We start from the raw sequence: 15420 nt of genomic DNA, 5'->3' as shown, positions 1-15420 counted from the left end.
TTCATCGTGACCGGGCAAGCGCCAGCCATCATTCTTGGTATCGAGACCAGCTGCGACGAAACCGCCGCCGCTATCGTCATGCGGGACCAATTCGGCCATTCCACGATTCGTTCCAATGTGGTGCGCAGCCAGCTCGATGAACATGCGGCATTCGGCGGCGTGGTGCCTGAGCTGGCAGCGCGCGCCCATGTCACCTTTCTCGACCATATCATCGCCCAGGCCTGCCGCGAGGCCGATATTGCCCTGGCCGACGTCGATGCCATTGCCGCCACCGCGGGTCCCGGCCTGATCGGCGGCGTGCTGGTGGGCCTGACCACGGCCAAGGCGCTGGCCGCCGCGCTCGACAAGCCGCTGCTGGCCATCAACCACCTCGAAGCCCATGCCCTGACCGCCCGGATGACCGATGGCATTGCCTTCCCCTATCTGATGCTGCTGGTCTCGGGCGGGCATAGCCAGTTCGTGCTGGTGCGCGGCGTCGGCGACTACCAACGCTGGGGCACCACCATCGATGATGCCTTGGGCGAGGCCTTCGACAAGGTCGCCAAGCTGCTGAGCCTGGGCCATCCCGGCGGGCCGGCGGTGGAGGCCATTGCCAAAATGGGCGATGCAAGGCGTTTCAAGTTCCCGCGGCCCTTGCTGCGCGAGGCACGGCTCGATTTTTCCTTTTCCGGCCTCAAGACCGCCGTGCGGCTGCAGGCCGAGGCACTGGCGCCCCTCAGCGACCAGGACGTGGCCGACATTGCTGCCAGCTTCCAGGCGGCCGTCGCCGAAGTGGTTTCGGTGCGCGCCACGCAGGCGCTGGCGCGTTTCCGGGCCGAACTGCCCGAAGCCAGCCCGCAACTGGTGGTCGCTGGCGGCGTCGCTGCCAACCGCGCCATTGCCGCGGCCCTGGCCGAGGTTTGTGCCAAGGCCGGCGCGACATTGATCGTGCCGCCCATTGCGCTGTGCACCGACAATGGCGCCATGGTCGCCTGGGCCGGGGCCGAACGCTTCGCCCTGGGCGTTACCGATTCGCTGGCGTTTACCGCCCGCCCGCGCTGGCCGCTTGACCTGCCCGACATGAAGGTACCCGTCCATGTCCCATGAGACTGTCTCTGTCATCGGCGGCGGCGCCTGGGGCACCGCTCTGGCCCAGGCTGCGGCCATGGCCGGGCGCGAGGTGTCCCTCATTGTCCGCGACCCCGCCCAGCTGGACGAGATCAATGGCCACCACACCAACCAGGCCTATCTGGGCCACCAGATCCTGCATGAGCGCATCCGCGCCAGCCTGATCGCCGGACCGGCCGATATCGTCATCCTGGCAGTACCGGCGCAGTCGAGCCGCACCGCGCTGGCCGCCCTCGACCCGGCTCTGCTGGCGCACCGGCCTGTCGTGCTGGCCGCCAAGGGGCTCGAAACCGGTACCCTGGAGCGCCAGAGCGAAATCCTCGCCGACATGGCGCCGCATGCTGTCCCCTATGTGCTTTCCGGACCCAGCTTTGCCAGCGACGTCGCTGCCGGCCGGCCCACCGCCGTGACCCTGGCAGGTGACGATGCCGACCATACCTCCCTGCTGGCGGCGGCGCTCGCCGGCCCGAGCTTTCGCCCCTATGCCAGCGATGACCGTATCGGCGTCGAAATCGCCGGGGCGCTCAAGAATGTCTATGCCCTGGCCTGCGGCGCTATCGAGGGCGCCCAACTGGGCGCCTCGGCCCGTTCGGCTTTGATTGCCCGCGCCTTTGCTGAAATGGCCCGCATGGTCTCGGCCATGGGCGGCTCGGCCTCGACCCTGACCGGCCTGGCCGGCCTGGGCGACCTGACGTTGACCTGCACCTCGGTGCAGTCGCGCAATTACCAGTTCGGCATGGAACTCGGCCGCGGCCAGACTGTGGAGCAGATCATGGCCTCTGGCGCCAAGCTGGCCGAGGGCGTTGCCACCACGCCTGTCGCCGATGCCTTGGCCAGGAGCCTTGACGTCGACGCCCCCCTGATTGCCGCCGTGCACGCCGTGCTCAGTGCAGAGGCTACTATTGCTACCGTCGTTGCCGGCCTGATGGCCCGCCCGCTCAAACGTGAGGACTGACTTATGCTCTATGCCATGATCGCCAAGGACAAGCCGGGAATGGGCGACAAGCGCACCGCGACGCGTCCTGTCCATCTCGACCACCTCCATGCCCTGGGCGAGAAACTGGTCCTGGCCGGCGCCCTGCTGGATGGCGAGGACAAGCCCGAGGGCTCACTCATGGTGGTGGAAGCCGAGAGCCTTGAAGCGGCGACGGCCATGTTCATGGCCGATCCCTTCATCAAGGAAGGCATTTTCGGCACCACCGAAATCAAGCCTTGGCGCGTCGCCATCAACAACATGGCCAAAAAGGACTGACGCCAATGGCCTACTGGCTGATGAAATCGGAGCCCGATGTCTTCTCGTTCGATGACATGGTCGCCAAGACCAAGCGCGGCGAGACCGAGGCCTGGCATGGCGTGCGCAACTATGCTGCCCGCAACAATATGCGGGCCATGGCCCTGGGCGACCAAGCCTTCTTCTACCATTCCAATATCGGCAAGGAGATTGTCGGCATTATCGAGATCGTCGGCCTCGCCCATCCCGATGACACGGCCGAGCTCAACGCCAAGAGCGAAGTGGTGTGGGAATGCGTCGACGTCGCCGCGGTCAAACCCATGCCCAAGCCGGTCACCCTGGCCAGTGTCAAGGCGACGCCCGAACTGGCCGAGCTTGAACTGGTCAAGCTGTCGCGCCTCTCGGTCTCCAAGGTCAGCCCCGACGAATGGGCGCTGATCTGCCAAATGGGCGGGCTCTGAGCCCCGGCTACCCAAGGCCGGCGGCAAGCGCTAGTCTGTGCCTGCATCCAATCTCGGGGGGAGAAGAACATGCTGCACTTTGCCGTCAACTGGCTGGCCGTCGTCCTGGCCACCGTCGTCGCCTGGGCCTTTGGCGCCGCCTGGTATATGGCACTGGCCAAGCCCTGGCTGGCCTCCATCGGCAAGACGGCCGACCAGATCGATCGCAGCGACTACACGCCCTATCTGTGGTCGGTGCTGTGCATCTTCATCATGGCCTATTTCCTGGCCGTGCTGACGCCGGCCCTGACCGGGGCGACCACGGTCGCCAATGGCCTGCTGGTCGGCGCACAGATGTGGCTGGGATTCATCATCACCGCCATGGTGCTCAACCACCGCTACCAGGGCGCGCCCTGGTCGCGCACGCTGATCGATGGCGGTTACCTGCTCGGCGTGCTGCTGCTCGCGGGTGTGGTGATCGGCCTATTTGGCTGAAAACGGATGGCCTGGACTGAGGCGCCGCTGCGCCTCAGTTATCCACCACGATGGGCGGGATATGCTGGGGCTCGCTGGGCGGCGCATATTTGTTGAGCAGGCTGACCTGGCTGATCGAAAACAGGATCGTCAGCGGCATCACGCCAAAGGTCTTGAACGAAACCCAGAGGTCCGTCGCCGCCTTGGGATCGGTGGGGTGATAAAAGGCCGCGCCGCGCCATACCACCTCGTTGATCACTGCCAGCAGCACGAAGAACAGGCCCCAGTTCAGCGTCAGCTTGCTCCAGCCTTCCGGCCGCAGCTTGTAGACGTCACCGAACACATATTTCAGCAGCGAATGCCCGAACACCAGTCCGCCCAGCAGCACCGCGGCGAACAGGCCATTGGTGATGGTCGGCTTGATCTTGATGAAGGTATCGTCCTGCAGCCATAGCGTCAGCCCGCCGAAGACCAGCACGACAACGCCGGTGACCAGCGGCATGACGGCGATCTTCTTCAGGATCAGCCAGCTGGCCAGCAGCGAGATCACCATGGCGCCCATGAACCAGGCGGTGGCGGCAAAGATGTCGGCCCGCGCATTGACGATGAAGAAGATCACCAGCGGCCCCAGCTCCAGCGCCATCTTGATCAGTTGCGGACGCAGCTCATCCCACTTGATCTCGGGTTCGGCTTGCGGCGTGGCTTTTTCAGACATGGTGTTTCTCGTTTCGCATGGCGGCAATGTGAGCGCTGCGGCCTGAGCATGCAAGGCCTCGTTAGGGGCCAAGCATGGTCAGATTAGGGCTGTTCGCGCCCGGCAATGGCCTGGGCGAAGTCGGCGGCAGTAAAGGCCTGCAGATCGCCCACCCCTTCGCCCACGCCGATGAAATGCACCGGCAGGCCGAACTTGCGGGCGATGGCGACGAGAATGCCGCCCCTTGCGGTACCATCGAGCTTGGTCATGACCAGCCCGGTGACGCCGGCCCGCTGGCCGAAGATCTCCACCTGCTTGAGCGCGTTCTGCCCGGTGGTGGCGTCCAGCGTCAGCACGGTGGCATGGGGCGCGCTCGGATCGACCTTCTTGATCACCCGGATGATCTTCTCGAGCTCGTTCATCAGCTCGTCGCGGTTCTGCAACCGCCCGGCCGTGTCGATGATCAGCACGTCACGGCCTTCAGCCTTCGCCTGTGTCACCGCGTCAAAGGCCAGGCCCGACGCATCCGACCCGGCGGGGCGGGACACGACGGTAGCGCCGGTCCGCTGGCCCCAGACCTGCAATTGTTCGATGGCCGCGGCGCGAAACGTGTCACCCGCCGCCAGCATCACCGAGCGGCCCTCGCCGGCAAATTTCTGCGCCAGCTTGCCGATCGTGGTGGTCTTGCCCGAGCCATTGACTCCGATCATCAGGATGATGAACGGCTTTTGCACCGTGTCGATCACCAGCGGCCGTGCCACCGGGCCCAGTACCTTTTCCACTTCGGCCGCCAGCACGGCCCGCACATCTTCGCCCGAGACATCGCGGTCAAAGCGGTCACGGCGCAGGATATCGGTAATGCTGGTGGCGGTTTCGATCCCCAGATCGGCCTGGATCAGCACATCCTCGAGCTCATCGAGCGTCGCATTGTCCAGCTTGCGCTTGGTGAAGACCGCCGTGATCGACCCGCTCAACTGATTGGAGGAGCGCTTGAGCCCTGAAGCCAGGCGCGCCAGCCAGCCTTCCGGCTCGACAGGAACATTCGTTGCCGCCGCGGCGGGCACCACGGCATGGGCGCGCGCCTCGACGGCCTCGACATAGTCCGGCGTGGTTTCCGGCGGGCCGGGCAGAGGCACATGGTCTTCTGCGGCGGCGGGCGCCGGCGCCGGGGACTCGGGCGCTGCTTCCGGGGTTTCCGCCGGCAGGACGACATCGGGGGTCAGCGCCACCGGCTCGGCCTCGGGCAGCGCCTCCAAAGGAGCCGGCCGCGGATCGGCTGCGGGCATAGGCGCAGGCTGGAACACCTCACCCGTGATCAGGCGCTTGAAAAAACCCGGCTTCTTGTCGGTCATCGGCGGACTTTCTGAATATTAGGCAGCTTCGCGCACCGCTTCGCCCACAAGGCCGGCATCTCGGCTCGCCATGATCCGAACGGCCAGCAGGTCACCCGGTTGCGCAGCCGGCACCCGGACGGGCAGGTATTGCTCGGTGCGACCCACGCCATTGCGTTCCATCAGCACGGTTTCGACTCTGCCGACGCGGCTGGCGCACAGGGCCTTGAACTCGGCCTCGCCCGCTGCCCGCAGCAGCTTCGCCCGCTCCCGGGCGATGGATTGGCTGACCTGCGGCATGCGCGCGGCCGGCGTTCCCTCTCGCGGCGAATAGGGAAAGACGTGCAGATGCGTCAGCCTGGCCTCGCTGACAATGGCCAGCGTATTGGCAAACATCGCGTCATCCTCGGTGGGGAAGCCGGCAATGATATCGGCCCCGAACACCATCTCGGGCCGCAGCGCGCGCAGCTTGGCCATGATGGCCAGCGCATCGTCGCGGCTGTGCCGGCGCTTCATGCGCTTGAGCACCATGTCATCGCCCGATTGCAGCGACAGGTGCATATGCGGCATCAGCCGGCGCTCGCTGGCGACCGTGTCATAGAGCGCCGCGTCGGCCTCGATACTGTCGATCGAGGAAATCCGCAGTCGCGGCAGGTCGGGCACATGCCGCAGGATCGCCTGGACCAGCTTGCCCAGACTGGGCGTGCCCGGCAGATCGGGGCCATAGGAGGTTATATCCACCCCGGTCAGCACCACTTCGCCATAGCCATTGGCCACCAGCTTCTTGACCTGTTCGACCACCACGCCCATCGGCACCGAGCGCGACGGGCCGCGGCCGAACGGGATGATGCAGAAGGTGCAGCGGTGGTCGCAACCATTCTGGACCTGCACGAAGGCGCGGGCGCGGCCATCCATGCCCTCGATCAGGTGGCCGGCGGTTTCCCGCACGCTCATGATGTCGTTGACCTGGACCTTGTCATTGAGCGGCGTGCCGAACACCAGGGGGGCGTAGCTTGCCGCCTGCATCTTGTCATTGTTGCCGATGACCAGATCGACCTCTTCCATGTCGCCAAAGCTGCGCGCCTGGGTCTGCGCGGCGCAACCGGTGACGATGATGCGCGCCGCCGGATGGTCCCGCCGGGCCTTGCGTACGGCCCGCCTGGCCTGACGCACGGCCTCCTCCGTCACAGCGCAGGTATTGATGAGGACGGCATTGTCGAGCCCGGCCTTTTCGGCCTCCGCCTTCATCACCGTGGCTTCATAGGCATTGAGGCGACAGCCAAAGGTCAGCGTTTCCACGGCCATCAGGCCGCAACCTCCGCGCGCGCCCAGACGCCAGTGGCGGGATCGAGCGTGCCGGCCCATTCCCGTTCCGCCGGGCCGGTCAGCACCACATGGTCGTCGGCGCGCCATTCGACGCGCAGATCGCCACCGGGCACGGTGACGGTCGCGGCCCGGGCGCTGCGCTTGGTGCGCGCGCCATTGACCACCGCCGCGCAGGCCGCCGTGCCGCAGGCCTCGGTGAGGCCGGCGCCGCGTTCCCAGGTGCGCAGGATTATCCGGTCGGGCGCCAGCACCTGCGCAATCGAGATATTGGCGCGCTCGGGGAAGATCGGATGGTTTTCCAGCATGGGCCCGAACCGGTCCAGCGCATAGTTCCACACATCGTCATAGACCCAGAAGGTGGCCTGCGGATTGCCCATCGAGGCCACCGACGGCGAGTGCAGCACGGGCGCATCGATCGGCCCGATCTGCAGCTCGATCTTGCGCGTATCGGCAAATTCCTCGGCCAGGGGAATGTCGTACCAGGCAAATTTGGGCGTGCCCATGTCGACGGTGATCAGCCCGTCGGGCTGCTCTTCGCCAAACAGGATGCCGGCAACGGTTTCAAAGGTGAAAGCCTGTCGGCCCTGTTCGGCGGTCAGCGCCTGCACTACGCAACGCATGCCATTGCCGCAGGCCTGGGCCCGCGACCCGTCCGAATTGATGATGTCGATATAGGCCACGGTGCCCGCGGTGCGGGAATCGTGGATGGCCATGATCTGGTCGAACTTGGTGCCCGGCATGGCGTTGATGGCGATGGCCGCGGCGGGCGTGACGCGGTCGGCGCGGCCGCGCATGTCGACCACGATGATCTGGTTGCCCAGCCCGTTCATCTTGAGAAACGGCACACCGCTCACTGTCTGCCTCGCCCAGCATTGGAATGAATGTCCCTATATGGCTGATGCAGTCCAAAAATGCCAGTGGGCGGCGCGGCCCGCGCCACGCTCCCCGACGCTCGGGACGAGCGGCACCTGCCAGACGCCGGAAATGTTCATATTTTGTAAGGGTTTCGCTCGTGAAGGCCGTTTCATCCCGCTTTAACCAGGGGAACAGGCAATTTCCCGGGCGACAGCCCTTTGCCCTATGGTTGGGGCTCTAAGGGAGATGAGGTTTGGATACGACGGCGGCGGAGAGCGCAGACAAGGTAGCGGGCGTGGCACGCGCGGCGACGCGGCCTGCCGTGGTCCCCATGACGTCGGTGCCGCGCGCCGCCTGGCATCGGCTGGGCGATGCCGCGGTCCAGGCCAACGGCTTTTATGCTGCCGACTACGCGCTGGCGGCCGCCACGCTCAGCCACAGGCCCGGCCTGCTGCTGGCCCATGCCGACAATGCCGATCGCGACTTGATCGGCCTGCTGCCCGTGGTCTCGGCCTGGCATGCGCTGCACCTGCCGGTGCCGGCGCTGATCGCCCGTCAGGCCTATAGTCCGCTCAGCGTGCCCCTGCTGCACCGGGACGCGGCGGTCACCGCCGCCGGCGCCCTGATCGATGCAGCAGCGGCCGCTGGCGCCCGCGTGCTCTCGCTGCCGGCAATGACCCTTGACGGTCCCGCCTTTGCGGCGCTGCAGGCGGCCATGTCGCGGCGCGGCCTGCGCACTGTCATTCACAACCGGCACGAGCGCGCCGCGTTCGACGCCACGCAGGAGTCCGAGCCCTATCTGCGGGCCGGCCTGGGGGGCAAACGGCTCAAGGAATTGCGGCGCCTGCGCAACCGGCTTGCCGATGACGGTGCGGTGGCCTTTGCCATTGCCAGCACGCCGGCCGACGTGGCGGCAGCGCTGGAACGCTTTCTCGCCCTCGAAGCCATGGGCTGGAAGGGCGCCGGTGGCACCGGCCTGGGCCAGAATGCAAACGACGCAGCTTTCATCCGCGCTGCCGCCGCCGGGCTCAGCGTCGATGGGCGCATCCAGATCGCCGAACTGACCCTGGACGCCGCCGTGATTGCCTCCGGCCTGGTGATCCGCCAAGGTCCTCAGGCGCTGTTCTTCAAGATTGCCTATGACGAGACCCAGGCGCGCTATTCGCCGGGCGTGCAGCTGACGCTTGAACTGACCCACCATTTTGCCGCCGACCCGGCCATTGCCCTGGTCGATTCCACCGCCGATGCGGGCCATCCGATGATCGACCATGTCTGGCGGGAACGGCTGCCGATTGGCGATCTGCTGATCCCCACCATGCCCAATGATCCGATCGCCGGCGCCATCATCGCGCTGATGGCCGCTCGCCGCACAGCCCGCAGCCTTGCCAAGCGGCTGCTGCATGCCCTGGCCAACCCCAAGGAGAAACGTCCGTGAACCCATTGCTGACCGCCGAACCGGCCGCCTTTGAAACCCTGTTCCCCGACCGGCCCTTCCGCATCAATCATGGCCTGGTGGGCGATGCGCGCCTGACGCTGCCGGCCATCCTCGACCTGGTCAAGGCCTTGCCCCGTGACCGCATCGAGTACAATTCCGGCAAGGCAGCCGTCAGCCAGGACCCCTCCTCGACGCCGCTGGTCGATCTCGACCCCGAAGACGTCATCACCCAGATCGAGACCGCCGGCGCCTGGATGGTGCTCAAGCGCGTCGAGCATCACCCCACCTACAAGGCCCTGCTCGACGAAGTGCTGGATTCGGTGGCCAAGGCCCGCGGCTTTGCCGGCGTCAGGGATGCCAGGTTCACCGATATCCAGGGCTTCATGTTTGTCTCCTCGCCCAACTCGACGACGCCGTTCCATCTCGACAGCGAGGACAATTTCTTCGTGCAGGTCCATGGCGACAAGCAGTTTGCCATCTACGACAATACCGATCGCAGCATTGCCAGCGAGGACCAGATCGAGCACGCGATCACCAAGCACCGCAACCTCAAGTTCGACGACGCCTATGCCGGCCGCGGCACGGTCAACGAACTCAAGCCGGGCGAGGGCGTCTTCGTGCCCTATATCTGGCCGCACTGGGTCAAGACCAAGGACACCTATTCGATCTCGCTGGCCATCACCTGGAAGACGCCCGAAGTGAAGCGCCGCAACCATCTCTATGTCGCCAATTCCATGCTGCGCGACCGCGGCTTTCCCCAGCAGGCGCCCGGCGTCAGCCCAGCCCTGGACGGAATCAAGGTCGCCGCCATGCAGACCCTGGCCCTGCTGGCCGCGCCGCTGCGCCAGAGCGAGGGCGTGCGCAAGCTGCTGCGCTCGCTGGTCCTGGGCAAGGACGCCAACTATTACTACCGCGACAAGGCCAAGCCCAAGCCGGGCATGTAAAGCCGGCGCGGCATTGTCCGAGACAGCAGGCGGTCGGGCAACCGGCCGCCTTTTTTGTCAGGATTTTCGGGTGAGGCTGAACAGCAGCTGGCGCAGCCGCTTGGCCGCGGTCCACAGCCAGGGCGTCTGCTTGATCTGGCGCTTGAGACCGTCGCGCAGCCCCGACGCGGCGGCGGCCAACTGACCCCGGCGGGTCAGAGCGATGACGCTATGAAACACCGGTTCGCGCTCGGCCCACTCGCTTTTATAGGCAAAGTCACCCAGCCCCATATCCATGGTCACGATCCCGGCCTGGGTGAGATCATCCATCACCGTGCCGATCAGGATAGCCATCAGGCTATATTGCGAGGCCGGGCCCGAACTGGTCGAATTGATATATTGCGAATAGTGATTGCCCGCCATGGCACCCCAGCAGGTGGCCACGATCTCCTCGCCGGCATAAAGCACATGCAGGCACAGCGCCGGCCGGGCCTGGCCAAAGCTTGCCGGGGCCAATTGCCGGAACAGGCGGACAAATCCATCCTCGGCAAAGATATTGCGCACGCCCATCTCGACGAAGCGCGCCGCGCGCTGCTCGAGAAACACCTGATGCGCCGCTTCCAGCGTGGGCAGATCGTTGACCCGCACGGTCCGCAGCGGGCCAAAACTCTCCGCCAGCCGCCGCATGCCGCGGGTGATATTGTTGCGCCGCTTGGTGCTCAGCCTGTGCTCGATATAGGGCACCGGCGTGGGACCGATGGTCGCCACATAGGTGTTGGAGGCGCCCGGCGCCTTGGCTAGCGCCAGCACCGGATTGTCCATGCCCTGCCAGCTGGCGGGCTGGTTGTAGAGCGTCACGAGGTCCGCGCCCCCGGCCGCCTGGCAGATGCGCCGCAACAGCACCTGCAGCGTCGCCGCGTCGGGATTGAACCGGGGCAGCGCCATCAGCCAGTCGCCATTTGATGACGTCGTGCCCAGCATGGTGGCCACGCGTAAGCCGAAACGCTGCCTTATGGCCAAGGGCAGCAGCGCCACGGTTTCGCCATCGCGGCGGATCACGGCGATTGCCAGTCCCGCCTCGCTTTCCAGGCCGGCCGCGATCAGTGCCTTGACCCAGTCAAAGCGCTGATAAGGCGTCAGCACGGCAACCGCCTCAAACGCCCGCCATTCGGCCTCGGCCACATCCATGGCGTGGAAAATCGCGACGTCAAACGCCTTGTGGGGCGGTATTGGCCCCTGTCCGGCTTTGCGCCCTGTCAGCAACGTCATCAGTCGGCTTGGTCCGTGCAAGGGATCGGACGGCTAGGCTAACGGCTAATGGGCAGGATTTGATTAATGACCGCATGGCGTGGTGCCGTCTTTACCCACAAAGCGCATTTCAATGTCGGGGCCGTGCCAACGGGCCTGATTTTCTTGACTCGTATCTGGCTTTCCCCTAAAGCCAGCCCATTCATCAGGCCTTGCTCCTGACCAGCCGACCGGGACCCCTTGCGGGTATCGACGATCCCGGAGGCCACCATCCACCAGCGCGTTGCGCCCGTGGGTGTGCTTGGCGTTTGGACTGATGGATCTTACATCTTTGCGATTATCCGCGGAGAGCAAGGAAACCGCATGTTTGACAGCTTAAGCGACCGGCTTGGCAAAATCTTTGATGGACTACGCGGCCGCGGCGCGCTGAGCGCCGACGACGTCGATCTGGCGCTGCGCGAAATCCGCCGCGCGCTGCTCGAGGCCGACGTGTCGCTCGAAGTGGTCAAGGCCTTTGTCGAACAGGTCCGCGACCGCGCCGTCGGCGCCGAGGTCACCCGTTCGGTGACCCCCGGCCAGCAGGTCATCAAGATCGTCCATGACGAGCTGGTTGCGGTGCTGGGCGAAACCAGCGTCGCCATCGACCTCAATGCCAAGGCCCCGGTGACCTTGCTGATGGTCGGCCTGCAGGGCTCGGGCAAGACCACCACCACCGCCAAGATCGCCAAGCGCCTCAGGGACCGCCAGAAGAAGAAGGTTCTGCTGGCCTCGCTCGATACCCGCCGCCCCGCTGCCATGGAGCAGCTGCGCGTGCTGGGCGAACAGGTAGGCGTCGATACGCTGCCCATCGTCACCAGCGAGACCCCGGTCGAGATCGCCCGCCGCGCCGAGCGCGAAGGTCGCCTCGGCGGCTATGACGTGCTGATCCTCGACACCGCCGGCCGCACCCATATCGATGACGAGCTGATGGCCGAGACCGTCAGCATCCGCGACATTGCCAACCCGCACGAAATCCTGCTGGTGGTTGACGCCCTCACCGGCCAGGACGCCATCAATGTGGCGCGCTCCTTTGACGGGCGCCTCGACATTACCGGCATCGTGCTGACCCGCGTCGACGGCGATGGCCGTGGCGGCGCGGCGCTCTCGATGCGCGCCGCCACCGGCAAGCCGATCAAGCTGATCGGTACCGGCGAAAAGATGGATGCGCTGGAGGATTTCCACCCCAGCCGCATTGCCGACCGCATCCTGGGCATGGGCGACATTGTCAGCCTCGTCGAAAAGGCCGCCGAACACGTCTCGGCCGAAGACGCCCAGAAGATGGCCAAGAAGCTCAAGAAGGGCTCCTTCGACCTCGACGACCTGCGCAGCCAGCTGATCCAGATGAAGAAGATGGGTGGCATGGGTGGCCTGATGGCCATGATGCCGGGCATGGGCCAGATGAAAAAGGCCATGGCCGGCGCCAATGTCGACGAGAAGGTGTTCGATCGTCAGATCGCCATCATCAATTCGATGACCAAGAAAGAGCGCGCCGCCCCCGACCTGCTCAATGCCAGCCGCCGCAAGCGCATTGCCGCCGGCGCCGGCGTTGAGGTCAGCGAAATCAACAAGCTGGCCAAGCAGCACCGCCAGATGGCCGACATGATGAAAAAGGTCGGCAAGGGTGGCATGGGCGCGCTGGGCGGCATGATGGGTGGCAAGATGGGCCAGATGATGGGTGGCATGGGCGGCATGCCCGACCTCTCCAAGATGGACCCCGCCCAGCTCGAGCAGATGGCCCGCCAGGCCGGTATCGACCCCAGCCAGCTCAAGGGCCTGCCCGGCCCTTCAGCCCCCGCATCCAAGGCGCTGCCGAGCGATGTCGGCGCCCTGCTCAAATCCGCTGGCGGACCGGCTTTGCCCGGCTTCTCCGCCGCTCCCCGTTTCCCCGGCCTGCCTGGCCTGGGCAAGAAAAAGTAACCCTTTCAACCAACCCTAGGATACCAATATGTCCCTCAAGATCCGTCTGGCCCGTGGTGGCACCAAGAAGCGCCCATTCTACCAGATCGTCGTTGCCGATGCCCGTTCGCCCCGCGATGGCCGCTTCATCGAAAAGCTCGGCACCTTCAACCCGCTGCTGGCCAAGGACAATGAGGGCCGCGTCGTGCTCGACCTCGAGCGCTCCAAGCATTGGCTGAGCGTTGGCGCCCAGCCGACCGACCGCGTGCTGCGCTTCCTCGACGTCGCCGGCGTGATGAACCGCGAAGCCCGCAACAACCCTGACAAGGGCAAGCCCGGCGAAAAGGCCACCCAGCGCGCCGAAGAAAAGGCCGCCAAGCTGGCTGCTGCCGAAGAGCTCAAGAACGCCCCCAAGGTCGTCGAGGCTCCTGTCGAAGAAGCGCCTGCTGAAGAAGCCCCTGCCGCCGAATAAGTCTGGCGCAGCGCTGAATGACAAAGGCCCCGGTGGAAACACCGGGGCCTTTTTGCATTCTGTTGCGCAACCCCTCAGCGAGGGGCTGCCGCGGCTAGGCCTTGAGCTTGGCCAGGATGGCCGCGCCCATTTCTTCGGTGCCGACCGTCTTGCGGTTGTCCTGGGCGATGTCGCCGGTGCGCAGCCCGTCGCTGAGGACGGCCGAGATGGCGTTTTCGATGCGGGTGGCCAGCTCGATCATGCCGAAGCTGTAGCGCAGCGCCATGGCGACGCTGGCGATCATGGCGATCGGATTGGCAATGCCCTTTCCGGCAATGTCGGGGGCCGAACCGTGTACAGGCTCGTAGAAGGCCTTGCGCTTGCCGGTGACGGGATCGGGCGCGCCCAGCGAGGCCGAGGGCAGCATGCCCAGCGAACCCGTCAGCATGGCCGCGACGTCCGAGAGAATATCGCCGAACAGGTTGTCGGTGACCATGACGTCGAACTGCTTGGGATTGCGCACCAGCTGCATGGCCGCATTGTCGGCCAGGATATGGTGCAGCTCGACATCGGCATAATCCTTGCCGACGCCCTTGACCACTTCGTCCCACAGCACGCCGGACTTCATCACGTTCTTCTTGTCGGCCGAATGCACCTTGTTGTTGCGCGTGCGCGCCAGATCGAAAGCGACGCGGGCAATGCGGTCGATCTCATAGGTCTCGTAGACCTGGGTATCGATGGCGCGCTTCTGCCCGTCGCCCAGATCGGTAATGGTCTTGGGCTCGCCGAAATAGACGCCGCCCGTCAGTTCGCGCACGATCAGGATATCGAGCCCTTCCACCAGCTCGCGCTTGAGCGAGGAGGCATCGGCCAAAGCCGGATAGCAGATGGCGGGGCGCAGATTGGCGAATACGGCCATTTCCATGCGCAGCCGCAGCAGCGCCGCCTCGGGCCGCTGCTCATAGGGCACATTGTCCCATTTAGGCCCGCCTACCGCGCCAAACAGCACCGCATCGGCGGCCTTGGCCTTTTCGGTATCCTCATCGGTAATGGCCACCTGGTGGACATCATAGGCCGCGCCGCCGGCCAGGCCGCGCTCGGTGGCAAAGTCGGTCAGCTGCTCGCCATTGCTCCAGGAAATCAGCTTGTCGACCTCGGCCATGATCTCGGTGCCGATGCCGTCGCCGGGGAGCAGGAAGAGGGAATGGGTGGCCATGAGGGATCCTTGCCGTACTGGTGGTTACGCCTTTGACCTTGCTCATAGCGGCAATCGTCACATCTGCGCAAGCTGTGCCCAGCTGAAAACGTCTCATCGCCTTGCCGGTCGGCCCCCGACGCTGACTTAGCTCCCGACAAAGCCATTGTGCTCGAACAGGACCCAGAAGGCGACAAAACTGCTGATGAAATGGGCCAGGCCCACATAGAAGACCGAACCGGTCCGCCAGGCGATCCAGCTCCAAAGCAAGCCAAGTGCAGCCGCGCCGCCGATCAGCGTCAGGGCGCCGCCCGCAAACACCATGCCGACGCTGAGCGTAAGCGGCACATGCCAGGCCACAAACAGCGCCCAGCCCAGCCAGAAGCCCAAGCGCGGCAAGGTCCGGAAGGTGGCGATGAACCCGCCGCGCCAGGCCAGCTCCTCGAGCGGCGCATGGATCGCCGCGACGAGAAAGGCCAGCCACATCCCGTTCGTGCTGAGCAAGGCCGTATGGGGCACGAAATAGATCGCTGCCACCAGTCCCGCCTGCGCCAGCAGCAGCGGCAGGATCCACCAGTCGCGCCAAGGCAGTTTCTCGGAAAACAGGCGCCCGTCATTGCCTGGCAGGGCATGCAGCACAATGACCGGGAGGCAAAAGGCCAGCCAGTAGAAGCCGAGAACGAGCAGATAGCCGGCCCGGCCATCCCAGGCGGTGAGCCGGGGCACGATGAAAAACAGCGCCCCGATGAGGAGCGCTGCATGCATGACAAGGGCG

At 65.4% G+C, this 15420-nt stretch carries 16 protein-coding genes; 9 read left to right on the top strand and 7 right to left on the bottom strand.

All coding sequences use genetic code 11. The features are described 5' to 3' along the window. Positions 1-78: 78 nt before the first annotated feature. The 5 genes from tsaD (at position 79) to GDR53_RS09385 (ending at position 3273) form a co-directional block, all read left to right on the top strand. Complete coding sequence (tsaD, locus tag GDR53_RS09405) at positions 79-1086, top strand: tRNA (adenosine(37)-N6)-threonylcarbamoyltransferase complex transferase subunit TsaD (RefSeq protein ID WP_232846804.1); 1008 nt, start codon at positions 79-81, stop codon at positions 1084-1086. Next, a complete protein-coding gene (locus GDR53_RS09400; protein WP_193337794.1) occupies positions 1076-2062 on the top strand; it encodes an NAD(P)H-dependent glycerol-3-phosphate dehydrogenase in 987 nt (328 codons plus the stop codon). Before tsaD ends, GDR53_RS09400 begins: the two co-directional genes overlap by 11 nt. Before the next feature lie 3 nt (positions 2063-2065). Further along, positions 2066-2359: a YciI family protein gene (locus GDR53_RS09395; RefSeq protein WP_193337793.1), complete on the top strand. Its 294-nt coding sequence runs from the start codon at positions 2066-2068 to the stop codon at positions 2357-2359. Positions 2360-2364: 5 nt separating this feature from the next. After that, the gene (locus GDR53_RS09390; RefSeq protein ID WP_193337792.1) at positions 2365-2799 is read left to right on the top strand and encodes an EVE domain-containing protein; all 435 of its coding nucleotides are present in this window, start codon (positions 2365-2367) and stop codon (positions 2797-2799) included. 69 nt (positions 2800-2868) lie between these two features. Beyond that, entirely contained in the window at positions 2869-3273 is a 405-nt protein-coding gene (locus GDR53_RS09385; RefSeq protein ID WP_193337791.1) for a DUF1761 domain-containing protein, read from the top strand. 34 nt (positions 3274-3307) lie between these two features. Here the strand turns inward: GDR53_RS09385 and GDR53_RS09380 are convergent, their stop codons facing one another. From GDR53_RS09380 to dapF, 4 genes are all read right to left on the bottom strand, one after another. Then, on the bottom strand, positions 3308-3967 hold the full coding sequence (locus GDR53_RS09380) for a septation protein A (protein ID WP_193337790.1): 660 nt from the start codon (positions 3965-3967) through the stop codon (positions 3308-3310). An 83-nt stretch (positions 3968-4050) separates the two neighbouring features. Then, positions 4051-5298, bottom strand: a complete 1248-nt coding sequence (gene ftsY, locus GDR53_RS09375; RefSeq protein ID WP_193337789.1) for a signal recognition particle-docking protein FtsY — start codon at positions 5296-5298, stop codon at positions 4051-4053. Between the two features lie 18 nt (positions 5299-5316). Next, a complete protein-coding gene (gene mtaB, locus GDR53_RS09370) occupies positions 5317-6582 on the bottom strand; it encodes a tRNA (N(6)-L-threonylcarbamoyladenosine(37)-C(2))-methylthiotransferase MtaB (protein WP_193337788.1) in 1266 nt (421 codons plus the stop codon). Further along, positions 6582-7433 (bottom strand): diaminopimelate epimerase, encoded by an 852-nt coding sequence (gene dapF, locus GDR53_RS09365; RefSeq protein WP_193338028.1) that lies wholly within the window; start codon positions 7431-7433, stop codon positions 6582-6584. Before dapF ends, mtaB begins: the two co-directional genes overlap by 1 nt. A 278-nt stretch (positions 7434-7711) precedes the next feature. Here dapF and GDR53_RS09360 point away from each other — a divergent pair, with 278 nt between their 5' ends. Further along, positions 7712-8893, top strand: coding sequence for a GNAT family N-acetyltransferase (locus GDR53_RS09360; protein WP_193337787.1), 1182 nt, complete (start codon positions 7712-7714; stop codon positions 8891-8893). Next, a complete protein-coding gene (locus GDR53_RS09355) occupies positions 8890-9837 on the top strand; it encodes a cupin-like domain-containing protein (protein WP_193337786.1) in 948 nt (315 codons plus the stop codon). Before GDR53_RS09360 ends, GDR53_RS09355 begins: the two co-directional genes overlap by 4 nt. A gap of 57 nt (positions 9838-9894) precedes the next feature. On the opposite strand, the gene GDR53_RS09350 is transcribed toward GDR53_RS09355, so the two are convergent. Continuing rightward, entirely contained in the window at positions 9895-11085 is a 1191-nt protein-coding gene (locus GDR53_RS09350) for a GNAT family N-acetyltransferase (protein WP_193337785.1), read from the bottom strand. Between the two features lie 342 nt (positions 11086-11427). Between GDR53_RS09350 and ffh the strand changes: the two genes are divergently transcribed. Next, entirely contained in the window at positions 11428-13020 is a 1593-nt protein-coding gene (gene ffh, locus GDR53_RS09345; protein ID WP_193337784.1) for a signal recognition particle protein, read from the top strand. A 28-nt stretch (positions 13021-13048) separates the two neighbouring features. Then, the gene (rpsP, locus tag GDR53_RS09340) at positions 13049-13471 is read left to right on the top strand and encodes a 30S ribosomal protein S16 (protein ID WP_193337783.1); all 423 of its coding nucleotides are present in this window, start codon (positions 13049-13051) and stop codon (positions 13469-13471) included. A gap of 94 nt (positions 13472-13565) precedes the next feature. Here rpsP and leuB read toward each other — a convergent pair whose 3' ends face one another. After that, positions 13566-14666: a 3-isopropylmalate dehydrogenase gene (gene leuB, locus GDR53_RS09335; RefSeq protein ID WP_193337782.1), complete on the bottom strand. Its 1101-nt coding sequence runs from the start codon at positions 14664-14666 to the stop codon at positions 13566-13568. 126 nt (positions 14667-14792) lie between these two features. Next, positions 14793-15410, bottom strand: a complete 618-nt coding sequence (locus GDR53_RS09330) for a CPBP family glutamic-type intramembrane protease (protein ID WP_193337781.1) — start codon at positions 15408-15410, stop codon at positions 14793-14795. Positions 15411-15420: the final 10 nt, after the last annotated feature.

It is taken from the genome of Devosia beringensis (assembly GCF_014926585.1).
GTDB classification, from domain to species: domain Bacteria; phylum Pseudomonadota; class Alphaproteobacteria; order Rhizobiales; family Devosiaceae; genus Devosia; species Devosia beringensis.
This window is presented reverse-complemented; position numbering and strand designations above follow the sequence as displayed.

Coding starts and splice junctions, on each gene's coding strand:
- GDR53_RS09380 (WP_193337790.1), bottom strand. CDS start 3,967: ATGTCTGAAAAAGCCACGCCGCAAGCCGAACCCGAGATCAAGTGGGAT.
- GDR53_RS09350 (WP_193337785.1), bottom strand. CDS start 11,085: ATGACGTTGCTGACAGGGCGCAAAGCCGGACAGGGGCCAATACCGCCC.
- ftsY (WP_193337789.1), bottom strand. CDS start 5,298: ATGACCGACAAGAAGCCGGGTTTTTTCAAGCGCCTGATCACGGGTGAG.
- dapF (WP_193338028.1), bottom strand. CDS start 7,433: ATGAACGGGCTGGGCAACCAGATCATCGTGGTCGACATGCGCGGCCGC.
- GDR53_RS09330 (WP_193337781.1), bottom strand. CDS start 15,410: ATGCATGCAGCGCTCCTCATCGGGGCGCTGTTTTTCATCGTGCCCCGG.
- mtaB (WP_193337788.1), bottom strand. CDS start 6,582: ATGGCCGTGGAAACGCTGACCTTTGGCTGTCGCCTCAATGCCTATGAA.
- GDR53_RS09395 (WP_193337793.1), top strand. CDS start 2,066: ATGCTCTATGCCATGATCGCCAAGGACAAGCCGGGAATGGGCGACAAG.
- ffh (WP_193337784.1), top strand. CDS start 11,428: ATGTTTGACAGCTTAAGCGACCGGCTTGGCAAAATCTTTGATGGACTA.
- leuB (WP_193337782.1), bottom strand. CDS start 14,666: ATGGCCACCCATTCCCTCTTCCTGCTCCCCGGCGACGGCATCGGCACC.
- GDR53_RS09400 (WP_193337794.1), top strand. CDS start 1,076: ATGTCCCATGAGACTGTCTCTGTCATCGGCGGCGGCGCCTGGGGCACC.
- GDR53_RS09385 (WP_193337791.1), top strand. CDS start 2,869: ATGCTGCACTTTGCCGTCAACTGGCTGGCCGTCGTCCTGGCCACCGTC.
- tsaD (WP_232846804.1), top strand. CDS start 79: ATGCGGGACCAATTCGGCCATTCCACGATTCGTTCCAATGTGGTGCGC.
- GDR53_RS09390 (WP_193337792.1), top strand. CDS start 2,365: ATGGCCTACTGGCTGATGAAATCGGAGCCCGATGTCTTCTCGTTCGAT.
- rpsP (WP_193337783.1), top strand. CDS start 13,049: ATGTCCCTCAAGATCCGTCTGGCCCGTGGTGGCACCAAGAAGCGCCCA.